The 20,147-nt window shown below is 65.6% G+C and carries 15 protein-coding genes; 11 read left to right on the top strand and 4 right to left on the bottom strand.

Annotated features, from left to right (window positions below; all coding sequences use genetic code 11):
* Positions 1-27 precede the first annotated feature (27 nt).
* On the bottom strand, positions 28-162 hold the full coding sequence (gene rpmH / locus AC1RDS_RS06970) for a 50S ribosomal protein L34 (protein ID WP_005798102.1): 135 nt from the start codon (positions 160-162) through the stop codon (positions 28-30).
* A 353-nt stretch (positions 163-515) separates the two neighbouring features.
* Here rpmH and dnaA point away from each other — a divergent pair, with 353 nt between their 5' ends.
* The 7 genes from dnaA to AC1RDS_RS07005 all read left to right on the top strand — a co-directional run bounded on the left by dnaA (position 516) and on the right by AC1RDS_RS07005 (position 12,863).
* Positions 516-1,940, top strand: coding sequence for a chromosomal replication initiator protein DnaA (gene dnaA / locus AC1RDS_RS06975; RefSeq protein ID WP_051248733.1), 1,425 nt, complete (start codon positions 516-518; stop codon positions 1,938-1,940).
* 216 nt (positions 1,941-2,156) lie between these two features.
* On the top strand, positions 2,157-3,275 hold the full coding sequence (gene dnaN, locus AC1RDS_RS06980) for a DNA polymerase III subunit beta (protein WP_026435632.1): 1,119 nt from the start codon (positions 2,157-2,159) through the stop codon (positions 3,273-3,275).
* Positions 3,276-3,401: 126 nt separating this feature from the next.
* Complete coding sequence (gene gyrB / locus AC1RDS_RS06985; RefSeq protein ID WP_026435633.1) at positions 3,402-6,026, top strand: DNA topoisomerase (ATP-hydrolyzing) subunit B; 2,625 nt, start codon at positions 3,402-3,404, stop codon at positions 6,024-6,026.
* 12 nt (positions 6,027-6,038) lie between these two features.
* A complete protein-coding gene (locus tag AC1RDS_RS06990; protein ID WP_287879675.1) occupies positions 6,039-7,535 on the top strand; it encodes a DUF3375 domain-containing protein in 1,497 nt (498 codons plus the stop codon).
* Positions 7,535-8,257: a DUF4194 domain-containing protein gene (locus AC1RDS_RS06995; RefSeq protein ID WP_287879673.1), complete on the top strand. Its 723-nt coding sequence runs from the start codon at positions 7,535-7,537 to the stop codon at positions 8,255-8,257. The genes AC1RDS_RS06990 and AC1RDS_RS06995 overlap by 1 nt, the downstream gene beginning before the upstream one ends.
* Positions 8,254-11,691 (top strand): ATP-binding protein, encoded by a 3,438-nt coding sequence (locus AC1RDS_RS07000; RefSeq protein WP_348682763.1) that lies wholly within the window; start codon positions 8,254-8,256, stop codon positions 11,689-11,691. Before AC1RDS_RS06995 ends, AC1RDS_RS07000 begins: the two co-directional genes overlap by 4 nt.
* Positions 11,688-12,863: a Wadjet anti-phage system protein JetD domain-containing protein gene (locus tag AC1RDS_RS07005; RefSeq protein WP_348682764.1), complete on the top strand. Its 1,176-nt coding sequence runs from the start codon at positions 11,688-11,690 to the stop codon at positions 12,861-12,863. Before AC1RDS_RS07000 ends, AC1RDS_RS07005 begins: the two co-directional genes overlap by 4 nt.
* An 87-nt stretch (positions 12,864-12,950) precedes the next feature.
* Here AC1RDS_RS07005 and AC1RDS_RS07010 read toward each other — a convergent pair whose 3' ends face one another.
* Together AC1RDS_RS07010 and AC1RDS_RS07015 are read right to left on the bottom strand one after the other, a co-directional pair.
* Complete coding sequence (locus tag AC1RDS_RS07010) at positions 12,951-13,580, bottom strand: trimeric intracellular cation channel family protein (RefSeq protein WP_287879667.1); 630 nt, start codon at positions 13,578-13,580, stop codon at positions 12,951-12,953.
* Positions 13,577-14,842, bottom strand: coding sequence for a M20 family metallopeptidase (locus tag AC1RDS_RS07015; RefSeq protein ID WP_348682765.1), 1,266 nt, complete (start codon positions 14,840-14,842; stop codon positions 13,577-13,579). The genes AC1RDS_RS07010 and AC1RDS_RS07015 overlap by 4 nt, the downstream gene beginning before the upstream one ends.
* A 150-nt stretch (positions 14,843-14,992) precedes the next feature.
* Here AC1RDS_RS07015 and AC1RDS_RS07020 point away from each other — a divergent pair, with 150 nt between their 5' ends.
* Positions 14,993-15,394 carry a YkgJ family cysteine cluster protein gene (locus AC1RDS_RS07020; protein WP_287879663.1) on the top strand — a complete coding sequence of 134 codons (402 nt, stop codon included), beginning with the start codon at positions 14,993-14,995 and terminating at the stop codon, positions 15,392-15,394.
* A gap of 123 nt (positions 15,395-15,517) precedes the next feature.
* Here the strand turns inward: AC1RDS_RS07020 and AC1RDS_RS07025 are convergent, their stop codons facing one another.
* Positions 15,518-16,423 (bottom strand): BRO-N domain-containing protein, encoded by a 906-nt coding sequence (locus tag AC1RDS_RS07025; RefSeq protein ID WP_348682766.1) that lies wholly within the window; start codon positions 16,421-16,423, stop codon positions 15,518-15,520.
* Positions 16,424-16,557: 134 nt separating this feature from the next.
* Here AC1RDS_RS07025 and dinG point away from each other — a divergent pair, with 134 nt between their 5' ends.
* The 3 genes from dinG (at position 16,558) to AC1RDS_RS07040 (ending at position 20,088) form a co-directional block, all read left to right on the top strand.
* On the top strand, positions 16,558-18,732 hold the full coding sequence (dinG, locus tag AC1RDS_RS07030; RefSeq protein WP_348682767.1) for an ATP-dependent DNA helicase DinG: 2,175 nt from the start codon (positions 16,558-16,560) through the stop codon (positions 18,730-18,732).
* Positions 18,733-18,782: 50 nt separating this feature from the next.
* Positions 18,783-19,142 carry a zinc ribbon domain-containing protein YjdM gene (locus AC1RDS_RS07035; RefSeq protein WP_348682768.1) on the top strand — a complete coding sequence of 120 codons (360 nt, stop codon included), beginning with the start codon at positions 18,783-18,785 and terminating at the stop codon, positions 19,140-19,142.
* 103 nt (positions 19,143-19,245) lie between these two features.
* Positions 19,246-20,088, top strand: a complete 843-nt coding sequence (locus tag AC1RDS_RS07040; RefSeq protein ID WP_287879595.1) for a DMT family transporter — start codon at positions 19,246-19,248, stop codon at positions 20,086-20,088.
* Positions 20,089-20,147: the final 59 nt, after the last annotated feature.

Consider the following 20,147-nt stretch of genomic DNA (forward strand, 5'->3'; position numbering starts at 1 on the left):
GGGAGCAGGTCCAAGACCGTAACGGCCTTAGACGGCCAGGCGCTTGCGGCCCTTGGCGCGGCGTGCGTTGATCACGGCACGGCCACCGCGGGTCTTCATGCGGACGAGGAAACCATGGGTGCGCGCGCGGCGCGTCTTGGAGGGCTGGTAAGTACGTTTCATTTTGCTATTCCTTGAGGCTCAGTTCCGGACTGCTGCTCTTGAACCCCGCCATCTGCGGCCGCAGCGCCCCTAGCGGGGATCGCACACAACCAAAGACTCGCGGGGCAGAAATAACGGCGCGCCGGGTCAAATCACCCTGAACGCATTCAGGGAAACCCGAAATTATCGCAGGCTTGGCGCTGGCTGGCAATGCCCATTGTGTTGTGGGCCTTTGGCGAGGCGCGCAAAACCCGTTCCGGGAGCACGCCGGCACCTGGCCCGAAGTGGCCTCTCAAATTGTGGATAACTCCTTGACAAGCTACAATCCGCCGCCTCGAACCGTTCCTCTATCCACAACAAGAATGCCCCCTGAAATGACCGAGGAATCCCATCGCAGCCCCACAGGCCAGCCCGGCGCCGATGCCGGCCAGGGCCTCTGGCAGGCCTGCGTTGAACAGCTCGCCCAAGACCTGCCAGAGCAACAGTTCAACACCTGGATCAAGCCCCTGACCGCCCAGGTGGCCGAAGACTTCTCCAAGGTCACCGTGCTGGTGGGCAACCGTTTCAAGCTGGACTGGATTCGGGCGCAGTATGCAGGCCGCATTGCCGCGCTGCTCGAAGGCCTCTACGGTCAATCCGTGACACTGGAGTTAGCGCTCGCTCAGCGCGAAGCCATTGCCCGTACTTATGTACGACCAGCAGCCCCTGAACAATCCAGCACCACAGCGCTGTCTGAACCATCCTCTGGCAACAACGACGAAACGCCGGCCGGTGCATTCCGCAACCGGCTCAATGCCGCCCTGACTTTCGAGACCCTGGTGGAAGGCACGGCCAACCGCATGGCGCGCTCGGCCGCCATGCATGTGGCGGGCATGCCCGGGCATCTGTACAACCCGCTCTTCATCTATGGCGGCGTGGGCCTGGGCAAGACCCACCTGATGCATGCGGTGGGCAACCGCCTGCTGGCCGACCGGCCCGACGCCAAAGTTCTCTACATCCACGCCGAGCAGTTTGTGTCGGATGTGGTTAAGGCCTACCAACGGCGCACCTTCGATGAATTCAAGGAGCGCTACCACTCGCTGGATCTGCTGCTGATCGACGATGTGCAGTTTTTTGCCAACAAGGACCGCACGCAGGAAGAATTCTTCAACGCATTCGAGGCGCTGCTGGCCAAAAAATCACACATCGTGATGACGTCGGACACCTATCCGAAAGGCCTGGCCAACATCCACGAGCGCCTGGTGTCGCGCTTCGATTCGGGCCTGACGGTCGCGATCGAGCCGCCCGAGCTCGAAATGCGCGTGGCCATCCTGATCAACAAGGCGCGCGCCGAAAGCACCGAGATGCCCGAGGAAGTGGCCTTTTTCGTGGCCAAGAACGTGCGCTCCAACGTGCGCGAGCTCGAAGGCGCCTTGCGCAAGATCCTGGCCTATTCACGCTTCAACCAGAAGGAAATCTCCATCCAGCTGGCGCGCGAGGCGCTGCGCGACCTGCTGTCCATCCAGAACCGGCAGATTTCTGTGGAAAACATCCAGAAAACGGTGGCCGACTATTACAAGATCAAGGTCGCCGACATGTACAGCAAGAAGCGCCCGGCCAGCATTGCCCGGCCGCGCCAGATTGCCATGTACCTGGCCAAGGAGCTGACGCAAAAGAGCCTGCCCGAGATCGGAGAGCTGTTCGGCGGTCGCGACCACACCACGGTACTGCATGCCGTGCGCAAGATTTCGGGCGAGCGCCAGCAACTCACCGAACTGAACCAGCAGCTGCATGTGCTGGAGCAAACACTCAAGGGTTGACATGGAGCACACCCTGAGTTGCCCTCGGCGGCGTCCCTCGCCTGGGCAATGCCGGTCCCAGAGGCCGGGAGGGTCTCCATCGCACCGGATAACCGGAAAATGCGTCTGTAGCAGCAATGCCCTTGCAAGAGGGCAAAATGGCGGTTTGTGCGGCAGGGGGGAGGCACCACCGGTGCTGCTGTCCACACACCGTCCCAAAAACCACAAGAGGTTGACATGATCGTCCTGAAGGCAACACAAGACAAGGTTCTCGCGGTTCTGCAATCGGTCTCCGGCATCGTCGAGCGCCGCCACACCCTGCCCATCCTGGCCAATGTACTGATCCGCAAGACGGGCAACGCCCTGCAGCTGACGACCAGCGACCTCGAAATCCAGATCCGCACCACGGCCGAGCTCGGTGGCGACACCGGCGACTTCACCACCACGGTGGGTGCGCGCAAGCTCATCGACATCCTGCGCACCATGCCCGGCGACCAGACAGTGAGCCTGGAATCGGCCCAGTCCAAGCTCATCCTCAAGGGTGGCAAGAGCCGCTTCACGCTGCAGACCCTGCCCGCCGAAGACTTTCCGCTGGTGCAGGAATCGGCCGCCTTCGGCCCCGCGTTCAGCGTGCCGCAGAAAGTGCTGAAGGACCTGCTCTCCCAGGTGTCGTTCGCCATGGCGGTGCAGGACATCCGCTACTACCTGAACGGCATTTTGTTCGTGGCCGAGGGCAAGCAGCTGAGCCTGGTGGCCACCGATGGCCACCGCCTGGCCTTCGCCAGCGCCACACTGGATGTGGAAGTGCCCAAGCAGGAAGTGATCCTGCCGCGCAAGACGGTGATCGAACTGCAGCGCCTGCTGTCGGACGCGGGCGGCGACAACCAGCCCCATATCGAGATGCAATTCGCCAACAACCAGGCGAAGTTCACCTTCGGCGGCATGGAGTTCGTCACCAAGCTGGTCGAAGGCAAGTTCCCCGATTACAACCGCGTGATTCCGCGCAACCACACCAACAGCGTCACCCTGGGCCGCGCGCCGCTGCTGGCCAGCCTGCAGCGCACGGCCATCATGACCAGCGACAAGTTCAAGGGCGTGCGCCTGAACCTGGAGCCCGGCACGCTGCGCGTGGCCAGCAACAACGCCGAGCAGGAAGAGGCCGTGGACGAGCTCGACATCGACTACGGTGGCGACACCATCGAAATCGGCTTCAACGTCACCTACCTCATCGATGCCCTGGCCAACATGGGGCAGGACATGGTGAAGGTGGAGCTGTCGGACGGCAACAGCTCGGCGCTGCTGACCATCCCCGACAACAGCAACTTCAAGTACGTCGTCATGCCCATGCGCATCTGACGCCATCCCCCGCTGCAGAACACTACTGTTTTGATAGCCAATAGCGCTACCAAATAAGCGCTAGAGGCAATTTTCATCATTGAACACATTGGAAACCACCGGTTTCCACGGATCCCAAGGCCCACCATGACCGCTGACAACACGCAACCCGAGCCCACCGAGAACGGCTCCACCGGCAATGGTGAGCCCGCAATGCCCGTCGTGCCAAAGATCGACACGAACCAGGCCGGTGCCAGCGAGAGCTACGGTGAAGGCGCCATCACCATCCTCGAAGGCCTGGAGGCCGTGCGCAAACGCCCCGGCATGTACATCGGCGACACGAGTGACGGCACCGGCCTGCACCACCTGGTGTTCGAGGTGGTGGACAACTCCATCGACGAGGCATTGGCCGGCCACTGCGACGACATCGTGGTCACCATCCACACCGACAACTCCATCAGCGTCACCGACAACGGCCGCGGCATCCCCACCGGCGTGAAGATGGACGACAAGCACGAGCCCAAGCGCTCGGCGGCCGAGATCGCGCTCACCGAACTGCACGCCGGCGGCAAGTTCAACCAGAACAGCTACAAGGTCTCGGGCGGCCTGCACGGCGTGGGCGTAAGCTGCGTGAACGCGCTCAGCAAGAAACTGCGCCTGACCGTGCGCCGCGAAGGCAAGGTACATGTGCTGGACTTCAGCCAGGGCTTTGTACAAAACCGCATCACCGCACAGGTGGACGGCGTCGACGTGTCGCCCATGAAAGTCATCGGCGACACCGAAAAACGCGGCACCGAAGTGCACTTTCTGCCCGACACCGAGATCTTCAAGGAAAACAGCGAGTTCCACTACGAGATCCTGGCCAAGCGCCTGCGAGAGCTGAGTTTCCTGAACAACGGCGTGCGCATTCGCCTCAAGGACGAACGCAGCGGCAAGGAAGACGACTTCTCGGGCGCCGGTGGTGTGCGCGGCTTTGTCGAATTCATCAACAAAGGCAAGACCGTGCTGCACCCCACCTCGTTCTACGCGGCGGGCGAGCGCCCCGCCGAGACCTATGGCGGCATCCCCGGCACGCACATCGGCGTGGAAGTGGCCATGCAGTGGAACAGCGCCTACACCGAGCAGGTGCTGTGCTTCACCAACAACATCCCGCAGCGTGACGGCGGCACCCACCTGACCGGCCTGCGCGCCGCGATGACCCGTGTCATTAACAAATACATCGAAGAAAACGAGCTGGCCAAAAAGGCCAAGGTCGAAGTCACCGGTGACGACATGCGCGAAGGCCTGTGCTGCGTGCTGAGCGTGAAGGTGCCCGAGCCCAAGTTCAGCAGCCAGACCAAGGACAAGCTGGTGTCGAGCGAAGTGCGCGCCCCCGTGGAAGACATCGTGGGCAAGTTGCTCACCGACTACCTGCAAGAGAAACCCAACGACGCCAAGATCATCTGCGGCAAGATCGTCGAAGCCGCCCGCGCCCGCGAAGCCGCCCGCAAGGCCCGTGAAATGACGCGCCGCAAGGGCGTGCTCGACGGCATGGGCCTGCCCGGCAAGCTGGCCGACTGCCAGGAAAAAGACCCGGCGATGTGCGAGATCTACATCGTCGAGGGCGACTCCGCCGGCGGCTCCGCCAAGCAGGGCCGCGACCGCAAGTTCCAGGCCATCCTGCCGCTGCGCGGCAAGATCCTGAACGTGGAAAAAGCCCGCTACGAAAAGCTGCTCACCAGCAACGAAATCCTCACGCTCATCACGGCCCTGGGCACCGGCATCGGCAAGGCCGGCGGCAGCACCGGCAACGACGATTTCGACGTGGCCAAGCTGCGCTACCACCGCATCATCATCATGACCGACGCCGACGTGGACGGCGCGCACATCCGCACCCTGCTGCTGACCTTCTTCTACCGCCAGATGCCCGAGCTCGTCGAGCGCGGCCACATCTACATCGCGCAGCCGCCGCTGTACAAGGTGAAGGCCGGCAAGGAAGAGCTGTACCTGAAGGACGCACCCGCACTCGACGGTTTCCTGCTGCGCATTGCGCTGAACCACGCCAGCGTGACCACCGGCGGCGCCAACCCGCAAACACTGACCGGCGAGACCCTGGCCGAACTGGCCCGCAAGCACCAGATCGCCGAGAGCGTGATCGCCCGCCTGGGCAATTTCATGGACGCAGAAGCCCTGCGCGCCATTGCCGACGGCGTGAGCCTCCAGCTCGACACCGTCGCCGAAGCCGAGGCCAGCGCCGTGGCCCTGCAAGCCAAGCTGCGCGAACTCAACACCACCGGTGCCCCCGCCGAAGTAGCCGGCGAATTCGACGCCCGCACCGACAAGCCCCTGCTGCGCATCAGCCGACGCCACCACGGCAACATCAAGAGCAGCGTCATCACGCAAGACTTCGTGCAGGGCGCCGACTACGCCGCCCTGGCCGAGGCCGCCGAAACCTTCCGCGGCCTGCTGGGCGAAGGCGCCAAGGTGATGCGCGGCGAAGGCGACAAGCAGAAGGAAGAAAAAGTGGGCGACTTCCGCCAGGCCATGAAGTGGCTGATCAGCGAAGCCGAGCGCACCACCAGCCGCCAGCGCTACAAAGGCCTGGGCGAAATGAACCCCGAGCAGCTCTGGGAAACCACCATGGACCCCAACGTGCGCCGCCTGCTGCGCGTGCAGATCGACGATGCGATCGAGGCGGATCGGGTGTTCACCATGCTGATGGGGGATGAGGTGGAGCCACGGCGGGACTTTATTGAGACGAATGCGCTGCGGGCGGGCAACATCGACGTGTGACCCGCACGGACCATGTCCACCCTCAACCAGCAGCGCACGCAAAAATACATCGCCACCCGCCAGCAGCACCCCGCGTGGCTGCTGCTGGCCTCGCGGCGGGCGCCGCTGGTGCTGAGCTGCCTGGATGCACTGTTCGAGCACCAGCGCGATGGCGTGGCGTTTGACGCAGCGGTGCAGGCGCTGGCGGACATGCTGGCGGCGCACGCCAACGACCCAGATTTTGAGATCGACAGTGCCGACACCCTGAACCAGGCCCGGCGCGAGGTGCGCGACTGGATTCGGCGCGGGCTGGTGGTGGAGCGCGAAGGCCGCGTGTTTGAGACCGACGCGCTCAAGACCGCGCTGCGTTTCATCGCGCAGCTCGACGGGCGCATGATGACCTCCACCGCGTCGCGCCTGGCCGTGGTGCAGCGCGAGATCGACAACCTGGCCGCCGCGCTCAACCCCGACCCGCAAAGCCGCACCGAGCACCTGCAGCGCCGCATGGCCGAGTTGCAGCAGCAGCTTGATGATGTGCAGGCGGGCCGCATCACCACCCTGACGCCCGAGCAGGCCGTCGAGGGCATTCGCGAGGTGTATGCGCTGGCCACCAGCCTGCGGGCCGACTTTCGGCGGGTGGAAGACTCCTGGCGCGATGCTGACCGTGCATTGCGCGAAGCCATCATCAGTGCCCGCCACCACCGCGGCGCGGTGATGGACCAGCTGCTGGACGGCCACGCCAACCTGCTCAACACGCAGGAGGGCCGTGTGTTCGACAGCTTCCACCAGCAACTGTCCCACCAGACGGAGCTGACCGAGATGCGCCAGCGCATTCGCCAGATTCTGGAACATCCGGCGGCAGGCACGGCACTCGATGGCCTGCAGCACAGCACGCTGCGCCTGCTGGTGCAGCAGCTCATCAAAGAGGCCAAGGTGGTGCAGGCCGTGCGCGCACGCAGCGAGCGCGAGGTCAGCCAGTTCATGAAGACCGGCCAGGCGGCCGAGAACCAGCGCGTGGGCCAGTTGCTCAACGAGGTGCTGGAGCAGGCCCTGCGCGTGAACTGGCAGCGCCAGGCCGTGCGCCGCCAAACCGCACCGCTGCCGCCGCTAGGCGTGGCGCTGGGCAGTGTTCCGTTGGTGGAGCGGCTGCGTGCCAAGTCGCTGGATGGCGGCGGGCAAACGGCGCTGCTGCTGACCACCGAATACGCCGACCTGGGCCAGATGGAGGCCGAGTTCTGGCAGGCCTTTGAAGGGCTGGACCGCCAGGCCTTGCTGGATGACACCTTGCAGGTGCTGGCGGCCAGCGGCCAGCCCATGACGCTGGCCCAGCTGGCCGCTGCGCTGCCGCCCGGCGAGCACGACCTGGAAACCCTGGCGCTGTGGCTGGCCATGGCGCGCGAGGCGGGCGTGGCGCTTGAGCCGGGCGAGGAGCAGATCGACACGCGGGACGGCGGCCAGCAATGGCGCTTTACCGTGCCGCGCGTGGCCCTCGATGGCGCGCAATTGGCGCAAATGAACTGGGAGCTGTGATGGCGCAGGAGCAGGATATTTTTGACCGCATCGCGGCGCAGATCACGCAGCAGCCGCATTCACAGACGCTTCAAAAAGAAGAGCAGATAGCGCAGGTAAATAAAGCGCCAGAGGCCGATTTTACCCAAAGAACTGCCCCCAGCGTGCGCAAGACGTTGCAGGTTTTGCTGGCGCAGGGTTGGCTGGAATCTGCCACCAAGCCGCAACTGTTTGGTCTGATTGCCGGGCAGACGGCGCAGCTCGATGCGCTGCTGGAGCCGCTGGATTTGCGCGTGGTAGTGGACGACGTTCGCGGCCTGGCGTTTCTGGCCGTGGTTCCCGGCTATGAAAACGAAGACTCCGACGAAAGCGAGCAAGACGACTGGACGCACCCGTTGATGCGCCGCCAGCGCCTGACACTGGAGCAGTCGCTGCTGCTGGCGATCTTGCGGCGCGAGTTTTTGCAGCGCGAGCAGGAAAGCGGCACTGGCACGCGGGTGCGCCTCACCGTGGACAGCCTGCTGCCGCAGCTCGAAACCTACCTGGGCAGCACGGGCAGCGATATGCAAGAGCGCAAGCGCCTGGGCCAGCTGCTGGAAAACCTGCGCGGCCACGGCATGGTGTCCGAGGTGGATGCGCAGGACTGCATCACCGTGCGCCCGATGATCGTGCACCTGCTCAACCCCGAGAACCTGCAGGCGCTGCTGCTGCGCCTGCGCGACGCGGGCGGGGCCACCCCATGAGCGCCGACGCCCCCTACATCCTGCAAGAGCTGCACCTGTACAACTGGGGCGCCTTTGCCGGGCGCCACCAGGTGACCATCGACCCGGGCAACAGCGCCATCATTGGCCCCACCGGCAGCGGCAAGACCACGCTGGTCGATGCGCTGATGACGGTGCTGTGCGCCACCCCGCGCTACAACCTGGCATCGACCGGCGGGCACGAAAGCGACCGCGACCTGGTCAGCTACGTGCGCGGCGCCAGCGGCCAGGGCAACGACAGCGGCGACCACATTGCGCGCCAGGGCGCCTGCGCCACGGGCATCGCGGCGCGACTGGTGCGTGGTGGTGCGGCTGCTGGCGAAGGTGCTGATACGGTTTGGCTCGGTGCGCTGCTATGGTTTGACGGCAGCAGCCAGTCGGCGGGCGACATGCAAAAGCGCTGGTTCTTTGCGCAGGGCGCGGGCCACGGCCTGGACCTGTGGCTGGAAGAGCAGCACAGCGGCGGCGCCAAGGCGCTGGCGCGGCTGGCCAAGGACAGCGACGGCCTGCACATGTTCGTCAACAACAAGACGGCGTATTTGGCCAAGCTGCACAGTTTTTTCGAGGTGGGCGCCAACGCCTTCACGCTGCTCAATCGCGCCGCGGGGCTCAAGCAGCTCAACAGCATCGACGAGATATTTCGCGAGCTGGTGCTGGACGACCATTCCGCCTTTGAAGACGCGCAAAAGCTGGTGGATGGCTTTGCCGAGCTGGCTTCCATCCACGCTGATCTGGAGCTGGCCAACGCGCAGTATGTCGCGCTGCTGCCGCTGCGCGACCTGGCAACGCGCGAGCAGCAGCAGGCCCGGCAAATGGCGCATTGGCAGGCACTGCAGCAGCACCTGCCGCACTGGTTTGCCGCGCAGGGCGTGCAATGGTGGGGCCAGCGCGTGGCGCAGTTGCATGCGCACATCGCCGCACGCGGCGAGGCATTGCAGGCAGCACAAGAGCGCGCCAGCACCGCACGCCAGCAAGAGCAGGACTTGCATGGCCTGTACCTGCAAGCGGGTGGTACCGACATCCAAACGCTGCAAGAGAACATCCAGCTGGCGCGCAAGGAGCTGGCACGCATCCAGCACCAGCTGGCGCAATACCAGACACTGGCACGCAACCTGGGGCTGGACCCCAACGCAGCCGTGGACGACCTGAGCAGCCACCAGGCCAACGCACAAGCGGCGATGGAGCAGATCGATGCGCACCAGGCCGCGTTGCAGGCCAGCGCCGAACACGCCATCGCCCAGGCCCACAACGCCAAAACGCGCCTGAACGACACCCAGGCCGAAGTCGACGCGGTGCGCCAGCGCCCCGACTCCAACCTGCCGGTGGAGCATCAAAGTTTTCGCACCGATCTGGCCGACCACCTGGGCTTGCCGGAAAGCGATCTGCCCTTTATCGCTGAACTGGTCGAGGTACGCAACACCGAGCAAGCCTGGCGCGGCGCCATCGAGCGTGCGCTGGGCAGCCACCGGCTGCGCATTCTGGTGCCCCACGTTGCGATGCGCGCTGCGCTGCAGTGGGTGAACCAGCGGCACAACCGGCTGCATGTGCGCCTGCTGGAAGTGCGTGACGCCGCGCCCGCCCCATTCCTCACCGAAGGCTTTGCGCGCAAGCTCAACCTGAAACCCACGGCACCCACTGCGCACCTGAACACGCTGCGCCAGTTGCTGTCCGGGCTGGACCGACACTGCGTGCCCGACGTGCAAACCCTGGAGCGCACACCCCACGCGATGACGGCGCAGGGCCTGATGTCCAGCCAATCTGGCCATTTCGACAAACAAGACCAAAAGCGGCTGGACCAAGACTGGATGACGGGGTTTGACAACCGCGACCGGTTGGCACATTTGCTACAACAAAAGCAGCTACTTGCGATTGACCATCAAGCCCTGGAGACCAAAAAGAACCAAATCCTGACCATCCAACGCCAGGCGCAAGAGCGGCGCCAACTGTGGGCTGCGCTGCAAGCGCTACGCCGGGAAGACCTGGACACCGCTGCCGCTGATGCGCAGTTGCAGCACAAAGAACAGCAACTGCAGGCGCTGCTCCGCCCGGAATCGGACACCGCACAGGCCCAGCAGCGCTGGGAGGCCGCGCAGTCCCAGACCCGCACTGCCGAGGGGCAACTGCGCGAACTGCAAGCGGCGCAAACGCAAGACGAAACCTTGCTGGACGCAGCACAGAAGCGCCATGGTGCTTATCAAACGCGCAGCGCAAACGCACCAGCGATCGACGAAGACTTTGCCGCAACGTTAATCAGCAGCGGCCACCGCCTGCCCACGCTCGATGGCGACAACCTGGAGGCGCAAGAGCGCGATGCGGGGGTTACCGTGCAAGCCAAAACCGCCGACACCAGCAAAAAACTCGCCACGCTGCACCAGGACATCGTGCGCCAGATGGGCAAAGCCAAGGGCGAAGACCGGGGCGCGCTGGCCAACCATGGACAGGAGGTGGAGGCACTGCCCCACTACCTGCAACGCCTGCAAACGCTGGAAGAAGAAGCCCTGCCGCAAAAACGGGCGCGGTTTCAGGAGTACCTCAACGACACCTCGCAGCAGGGCGTGGACACACTGCTCAACGGCATCGCCGCCCAAGTGGCCGACATCGAGGACCGCATCGCCCAGCTCAACGCCACACTGCAGCGCGTGGACTTTCAGCCCGGCCGCTACCTGCAGCTGGAGCCGCGCGCCGTCATCCACCAAAGCCTGCAAGACCTGACCCGTGCCCAGGCACAGCTGCGCACCGAGCGCCTGCGCGATGACGGCGGCCACAGCCACTACAGGGCACTGCGCGCCATCGTCGAGATGCTGCAAACCCACGCCGGCAACCGCCGCAGCAAGGCCGCGCAGGCGCTGCTGGACGCGCGCTACCGGCTGCAATTTGCCGTGCTGGTGCTGGACCGCGCCAGCGGCCAGATGCTGGAGCGGCGCACCGGCTCGCAGGGCGGCAGCGGCGGCGAGAAGGAGATCATCGCCAGCTACGTGCTGACCGCGTCGCTCAGCTACGCGCTGTGCCCCGACGGCGCCAGCCGCCCAGTGTTTGGCACCATCGTGCTGGACGAGGCCTTCTCCAAAAGCTCGCAGGCCGTGGCGGCGCGCATCATTCAGGCGCTGCGCGAGTTTGGCCTGCACGCCCTGTTTGTCACGCCCAACAAGGAGGTGCGCCTGCTGCGCAACCACACGCGCAGCGCCGTCGTGGTGCACCGGCGCGGCGCGCAGGCCACGCTGGCATCGCTGCGCTGGGAAGAGATCGACGCATTCAGAAAAGCACCCCCTGTGTCGCTTTCGGCGCCTTCCCCCTCGCCTGCGGGAGGGGGACGTACCCAGTGGCCTGGCAAAGCCAGTTCCACGGGTGCATTGGCGGGGGACGCGCCCGCTTCAAGCGATGCGAGCGATATGTTCGGCGCTTCATCGCCCCCATGAAATCGCCCCAGGAACTGGCCGCGCGGCTGGCCCAGCAATGGCACAGCGCCGACTGGCGCGAGCACCAGTTGCTGGGTGGCCCGGACGCCTGGCCGCTGGTGCTGACCATCGGCCCGCCCGGCGCTGCCGTGTTTTTGGATGATGCCGCCGCGCTGCGCCAGCATTTACAGCAGTGGCGCGGCGTACAGCAGCTGGGCCTGGGCCAGGTGCAATGGCAGGACAAGCGCTACCGCGGCAGCAGCGACGCCATCGCCGTGCCCACGCACTGGCAGCTGGCCAGGCCGTCGGAGTGCATGGCTGCCATCGGCCACTTCAAGGCCCCAGACCATGCGCAGATCCAGACCGACTACGCCCGCCTGCGGGCCATCATCGCGGGGGTCGCACCGCCCGGCTTTCAGCGCCTGCTGGTACGCCGCCTGGCGCAGTGGCGCGAGACACCGGCCGACGCCGCCATCGCCGCCGCGCAGATCGCGCTGCACCTTGCCCCCGGCTGTGCGCAGGGCAAACCGCTGCGCGCGCTGGCCGTGGCAGGCAATGACAGCAAGTTCTTCGAACGCCACGCCGGCCTGGTCACCGCACTGCTCGACGAGCGCTTTGACGGCGAGGCCAGCCGCCAGGGCCTGGCCGACTTTCTGGGCGCGCTGCCCGAGGGCGACCACTGGCTGCTCATCGCGCCGCTGGCGCCCGGTCTGCTTCCCTTTGCACGCCAGCGCGTGTCGGCCAGTGAGCTGATGACCACACCATTGCTCGGCCGCCAGATCCTGTTGGTGGAGAACGAGCGCTGCCTGCACCAGTTGCCCCAGCCGCTGCCAGAGACCGTCGCCATCCTCGGTGCGGGGCTCCACCTCGATTGGCTCGCCGCACCGTGGATGCGTGATCGCCGCGTGGCTTACTGGGGCGACCTGGACACTTGGGGTTTGCGCATGCTGGCCATGGCGCGCAGCCACCTGCCGCAGCTCACTGCCCTGTTGATGGACAGCGCCACCTTCCATGCACATGCGGACCTGGCCGTGGCGGAGCCCGTGCATGCTCTTGCATCAACCGGCTTGTTGCCCGAGGAAATTGCGCTCGACGCGCAACTGCGGGTTTTGCCCCAGGGGCGGCTGGAACAGGAGTTTCTGCCTGCGCCCCTGGTGGCCCAGGCCATCACCCAATGGCTTGCTTCACCCTGAGCAACACCGCCGTTCCCCGCCATAGCTCTGTACAGGGGCTGGCAACCGCCTGCGCGAGGCGCCGCCCACGCTCACCATGGCGGGCCGCTACCGCGTGTCCCCACGCCGCCCCACGATGGGCAGGCTCCACGAATAGCGCAACGCCAGAAGGCGGATGGCCAGGCAAATCAGGGCCCCGAACCAGGGGGTAATGGCGAACTTCCAATCCATGAGTTGCCCCAGCACCTGGATGGACGCCCCGACCAGCGCCGCCACCGCATAGATTTCCTTGCCCAGGATGACGGGCACGCGGTTGAGCAGCACGTCGCGGGCCACGCCGCCGCCCACGGCGGTCACCACGCCCAAAACAATGGCGACCTCGGGGTTGTGGTCCATCGCCAGCGCCTTTTGCGCGCCCGTGACGGCGAAGAAACCCAGCCCCAACGAGTCGAAGAAAACGATGGGGCGCTGCAGGCGGTCGATGAGCGGGCGCGCCCAGATGGCCAGGGCGGCAGCCAGCGCCGATGCGGCCAGATAGCGCCAGTCGGAAATGGCCACCGGCGGCAGCGACCCGAGACTCAGGTCCCGGATGAACCCGCCGCCGCAGGCGGTCAGGTGGCTGATGACCAGAACACCGAACAGGTCGAGCCGCCGTTGCCCGGCGGCCACCGCCCCGCTGACGGCAAAGGCGAAGGTGCCGCACAGGTCCATCAGGACCAGGATTTCGCGCTCCGTCATGCCTTGGGCGCAGGGCACAGCCAGGCGAAGGCAGCGCTCAGCATGGCCTGCAGCCCGGTTTCCAGGGTGGGGTGTATCACCGGAGCAAATTGGGGTGAATGGTTGCTGGGGATCTTGTTGACCTGCTTGTCCGCCTTGGCCTGTGCAAACACGGCGGCATCGGTGCCGCCGACGAACCAGAAGACGTAAGGCACGTTCCAGGACCGGCCGAACACGCTGAAGTCTTCGCTGGCCGAGGCCGGTGCGGCCTGCAGGGCGTTGTCGCCAAACTGGGCCTTGAAGGCATCGGCCACGCGCTGCGTGGCAGCGGCGTCGTTCTCGGTCAGGGGGTACTGGCTGAGGGTGGTGAACTCGGGCGGCCGCTCGGTGCCGGAGGCATCGCACTCGGCGCAGCAGATGCGCCGGATCGACTTGAGCATGTACTCGCGCACGTCTTCGTCGTAGGTGCGCACATTGAGCTTGATGGTGGCTTCGTCGGGGATGATGTTCTCTTTGGTGCCGGCCTGCAGTGAGCCGATGGTGAGCACGGCGCTGTCCAGCGGCGATATCTCGCGCGAGACGATGGTCTGCAGGCGCATCGTGGTGGCGGCGGCCATGATGACCGGATCAATCGACGTCTGCGGCTGCGAGCCGTGCGAGCCGCGCCCGAACAGCCGGATTTTCAGGCTGTCGCCTGCGGACAGAATGACCCCCGGCCGGTAGCTCACGGTGCCCGCAGCCCCCACCATGACATGCTGGCCCAAGATGATGTCGGGCTTGGGAAAGCGGTCCGTGCCCCAGTCGTCCACCATGCTGCGCGCGCCGCTGCCCACTTCTTCGCCCGGCTGGAACACCACCATGAGTGTGCCCTTCCAGGCATCGCGGTGCTCGGCCAGCACGCGTGCGGCCCCCATCAGCCAGGTGACATGCATGTCGTGCCCGCAACTGTGGGCCACGCCCACTTCCACGCCGTCTTCATCCTTGGCGCGCACGGTGCTGGCGTACGGCAGGCCGGTGTTTTCGGCCATGGGCAGCGCGTCCATGTCGGCGCGCAGCATCACCGTGGCGCCTTCGCCGTTGCGCAGCACCCCCACCACGCCGGTGATGCCGACCTTGCGGGTCACCTCAAAACCCAGCGCCTCGATGTAGTCCGCCGCCACCTGGGCGGTGCGCACCTCCTGCATCGACAGCTCGGGGTGCTGGTGCAGGTCCTGGTAGATGCTTTCGAGATCCCCAAACAAAGCGTTGCCGGGGTCTGCAATGGCTTGGAAGAGAGCATTCATGGCAGCTCCTGCGATTGTGGAAGCGCCAGTATGCGGGATTCAGTCAACGCCAGCCAGCGTCTCCGTGTCGGCGTCGCACTCGCGGTTTGTCGCAGATCCCATCACAATCGCGCAACCCACACGCTGCATTTCGATCCACCATTGGCTGCCATGAAATCCCCCATCTCCATCGTCAACGTTGACCGCCTGGACACCTGGACCCGCTACCGCGCAGGCCTGTGCGACACCTGCGCGGCCAACTGCTGCACGATGCCTCTGGAGGTGCAGCTGTCGGACCTGGTGCGGCTGGGGCTGGTGGATGCGTTCGAGGCCGAGCACGAAGAGCCCCGGCACATTGCCAAGCGGCTGCAAAAGGCGCGGCTGATTGACCACTTCAACCACAAGAACGTGGTGTTCACGATGGCGCGGCGGGCCAGTGGGGACTGCCATTTTCTTGACGCCACCACGCGGCGCTGCACGGTGTACGAGCAGCGGCCCGACACCTGCCGGCTGCACCCGCAAAAGAAGAGCCCCAAGCCGGGCTTTTGTGCGTATGGGCGCCGCGCGGCATGATGGCGAGGATAGCTGCGACGGCTGATTCCTCCAGTGGCAACCGTGTGGTCACGCACACCTCCGCACCATAGCTGCCACGAAGCGCTGTTTCAGTCCGCGCCCGCCATTGCTGGGGGCGGATCGCTATGCCTTCTTGGCTCTGGCGGGCTTCGCCTTCGCCGACGTCGGTGCCGTTGGTGCAGGTATCTTCGTGCTCGGGGCAAATTTCGGCATCTTGGGCGGTGGCGGTGGCAGGTAGTTGGCGCCTGTCACGACCGACTGGCGCGTCTGGCTCTCGAGCTGCTGGCGGGCCTGGCGCGCAATGCGGCCACCGCTTTGGGCGGTGGTCTTGTTTTCGGCAATGCCGGTGGCCTGCACGCTCTCGGCAATCTGGCGGGTCGATAGCTCGGCCAGGGCGGTAAAGATCAGCTCGGCCTCACTCATATGGTCGCGCAGGTTGTGGCTGGTCAGCCCCTTCTTTTCCTTGTGCTGCGCCGCACTCAGGCCCGACCATTCTTGGTGAATGATGTTGGTGAGGATGGCAAATTCGCTGCCCGCCTTGATGTCGTGCTCGCTCCAATAGTCGGTAAGCTTGTTGCGGGTTTCCTGGCCCGTCATGCGCTGCTGAATCCACTTGTCGCTGCGGCCGTGCTGCTGCCAGGTCTGGCGTGCGCGGGCTAGCGAGAGGGCAGGGTCGGCCATCTCCTGCATGCGCTCGTAGCCCACTTTAGCCAGCCAGAGCTTGATGGGCTCGGCCTTGGGGCTAGGGATGGATTGGACAATACGCAGCAAGCTTTCTGCGGTGGCCACATCGGTCAACCGCTGCTTGCCGTCTGCAGCCGGTAATTTCAACTGTCGACAAAATGTCGACAGTTCAGCCCCGTCTTCTGACTTGACCCGCAGCTTCATCTTGAACCAGTAGTCGCGGGCGTTCTCGCTGTCCGTCAGCACCTGAACCACATCGATCACGGAAAACCACCAGGTTTCCGTGCTCTCGTCGTACACGCGGCGGATGGACTGAGCATCAAATTCTGCAGGCAGGGTTGTCATGGGCGCTCCAGCATCGTTCTTCGGATATTACTGTATAAATAACCAGTATTACCCATCTATCCACCTAAAAATGCTACATAATAGATAGCTTATAGCGCTTATATATCAGGCTCTAAAGCGCATTTTTATATCCAATGTCCTCACCAGAATGGGCCGCGCAGGCCCTTGAATCTTTCGATGCGGTGGTGCAGGCCACCGAGGGTTTCCGCAGCCGCGCGGGCCAGCGGCTGATGGCCGCGCAGGTGGCGCGCACCTTCAGCAGCGCCACGCTGGGCAAGGTGGATGAAGAAAGTGGCGAAGCCGCGCCCACGCGCGCCATCGCCGTGATCCAGGCGGGCACGGGCGTGGGCAAGTCGCTGGCGTATTGCGCGCCCGCCATTGCGCTGGCGCTGGCGCGGGGCACGCGGGTGCTGATTTCCACCGCCACGGTGGCGCTGCAGGAGCAACTGGTCCACAAGGACCTGCCCGCGCTGGCGGCGCTGATGCCCCAGCCCTTCAAATTTGCGCTGGCCAAGGGGCGTGGGCGCTATGTGTGCAAGCTCAAGCTCGACCGCCTGGCAGGCACGGGCGAGGCACACGGCGAGGACGATGACGACCTTTTCCCCGAAGAGGCCGCCACCGCGCGCCCCAGGCGCTCCCACCAGGAGACCGAGGCGCGCATGCAGTTCTATTCGACCATGGCGCAAACCCTGGCCAAGGGCGCCTGGGATGGCGACCGCGACAGCCTGGATACACCGCCCGAGCCCGAGGTGTGGAGCCCCGTGGCGGCCGAGGGCGCATCGTGCACCGGCAAGCACTGCCCGGCCTTCAGCCAGTGCACCTATTACGACAAGCGCAAGGAGCTGGTGGGCGCGCAGGTGATCGTGGCCAACCATGATTTGCTGCTGTCGTCGCTGGGCGCGCGCGTGCTGCCCGAGCTGGACAACTGCCTCCTGGTGCTGGACGAAGCCCACCACCTGCCCGCCACGGCGCTCGACCAGTTTGCGTGCAGCATGGACCTGTCGCGCATCACCTGGATCGAGCGGCTGTCGAGCCGGGGCCTGCGCATTGGCGCGCTGCTGGAGGTGGAGGAAATTGCCGACATCCCCAAGCACGCGGCCCAGCTGCGGCAGACGCTGCAGGACCTGGCGCGCATCGTGATGGATGTGTATGGCGACAACCTCAAGAGCCAGAAGGACACCTGGGGCCCGGCCCGCGTGCGCGTGCCGCGCGGCGAGCTGCCCGAGCCGCTCATTGCCCCGCTGGGCCTGCTGGCCGCCAGTGCCGATGGCTTTCTGGAAGCCCTGCGCGCCATCAGCAAGGCCCTGCGCGCCGAGATGCGCGACAAGCCCGACGAGGCCAGGCGCCTGTCCACGCTGTACGCGCAGATCGGCATGCTGGCGCCGCGCCTCGAAGAGCTGCACGCCACGGCCCAGTTGCTGCTGCAGGACGCGCCCGAGGGCGCCGACCGCAGCTTCGTGCCCGCCGCCAAGTGGTTCACGCTGGAAGTGGATGGTGACTTCATCGTCGTCAAGGCCCATGCCAGCCCCATCCTGCCCGGCACCACGCTGCGCAACCACCTGTGGAGCGCTGTGCGCTGTGCAGTGCTGACATCGGCCACGCTCACCAGCTGCGGCAACTTCGATTTCTTCCTGCGCGAGGCGGGCCTGCACGGCGACGAGGCGGCCACCACGCTCGAAGTGCCCAGCCCCTTCAACTACGCCGCGCAGGGCACGCTGATTGCCGCCGAAACGCGCGCCGACCCCAAGAACGCCGCGCAGTTCACCGGCGAGATGGTCGATGCGCTGCTGCACGACATTGCGCGCGTGGAATACGGCGCGCTGGTGCTGTTCACATCGCGCGAGCAAATGCGCCAGGCCGTGGATGCGCTGCCGACTGCCATGCGCAGCGTGGTGCTGGTGCAGAACGCGCTGCCGCGCACACAGCTGCTCAAGCGCCACCGCGAGCGCGTGGAAAACGGCGAGCCCTCGGTCATCTTCGGCATGCAGTCGTTTGGCGAGGGGCTGGACTTGCCCGGGCGGCTGTGCGAATCGGTGTTCATCACCAAGCTGCCCTTTGCTCCGCCCGACGACCCCGTGGGCGAGGCCCGCGCCGAGTGGCTGCGTGCCGTGGGGCGCGACCCGTTCAGCGAGCTGGTGGTGCCCGCCACCGCCATCCGTCTGGCGCAATGGGTGGGCCGCGCCATCCGCACCGAAGACGACCAGGCGCATGTGTATTGCTACGACAAGCGCCTGGTGCGCACCAGCTACGGCCAGCGCCTGCTCAAGGGCTTGCCGCCGTTTGCGCTGGAACAACGCGCACCGCTGTAGCCGCTGTAAAGTCGCCAGCCTTTTTCACCACGATAACCAGAAAGAACCCCATGCCCCACACCGTGCCTGCCTGCCCCCAATGTGGCCAGGAGAACACCTACCCCGACGGCAGCAACTACGTGTGCCCCGACTGCGCGTTTGAATGGCCCCAGGTGGCAGACACCACCGACGCGGATGCCGCCGATGCGGGCGACGGCGTGGTGCGCGACGCGAATGGCAACCCCCTGGCCGATGGCGACGCCGTGATCCTGGTGAAAGACCTCAAGGTCAAGGGCTCGTCGTCCACGCTGAAAAAGGGCACCAAGATCAAGAGCATCCGCCTGGTCGATGGCGCCGACGGCCACAACGTGGACTGCAAGACCGATCTGGGCAGCATGCTGCTCAAGTCGGAGTTCTTGAAGAAGGCCTGAGCAGGCGTGAATACATCCGGTGCCGCAGCGCGCCGGCATCGACAGAACGGGGGGCATGCGCGATGATGGGTCTTCGTGCGCTCACCCCAGGTGAACAGACACCATGTCCCCCACGCGCCTCGCCGCCCTGACCGTGCTGGCCATGCTCGCCTTTGCGGGCAACTCCTTGCTGTGCCGCGCGGCGCTGCAACACACGCCGATCGACGCGGCCACCTTCACCACGGTCCGCCTGGTCGCAGGGGCCGTCGCGCTGTGGCTGCTGGTGGCGCTGCGCCAACAGCAGGCCTGGCGGGCCGGCAACTGGCTTTCTGCCGTGGCGCTGTTTGTGTATGCCGCAGGTTTTTCCTATGCCTACCTGAGCCTGCCGGCCGCCACCGGTGCGCTGCTGCTGTTTGGCGCCGTGCAGGCGACGATGATCGGCCATGCCTGGCTGAAAGGCGAACGCCTGGCACCTGCGCAGCTGGGGGGCATGGGGCTGGCCTTCGGCGGCCTGGCGGGCCTGCTCATGCCTGGCATGTCGGCGCCCCCGATGGCCGGTGCCGCGCTGATGCTGGCGGCGGGGGCGGCCTGGGGCATCTACTCGCTGCGCGGCCGGGGCGGGGGCAACCCCATCGAGATCACCGCAGGCAACTTCTTGCGCGCGGCGCCCATGGCGCTGCTTTTGAGCGCCGTGGCATGGGAGCACGCCGCCTGGAGCAGCGCAGGCCTGGGCTATGCCGCCGCATCGGGCGCGCTGGCCTCGGGCATGGGCTATGCGCTGTGGTACACGGCCCTTCCGGGGCTGCGCGCCACCCAGGCCGCCACGGTGCAGCTGAGCGTCCCCGTGCTGGCGGCGTTCGGTGCCGTGCTGCTGCTGGATGAAGCCGCAACGCTGCGGCTCGTGCTGGCCTCGGTGGCCATCCTGGGCGGGATCGCCCTGGTCATATGGAACAAGCGCAAGCCCTGAAGGCCCGGGCCCGCAGCACCTTGCCACGCGCGGCGGCACAATCCTTCCGGCCCCCTGCG

Source organism: Acidovorax sp. GW823-FHT02H02, assembly GCF_058797075.1.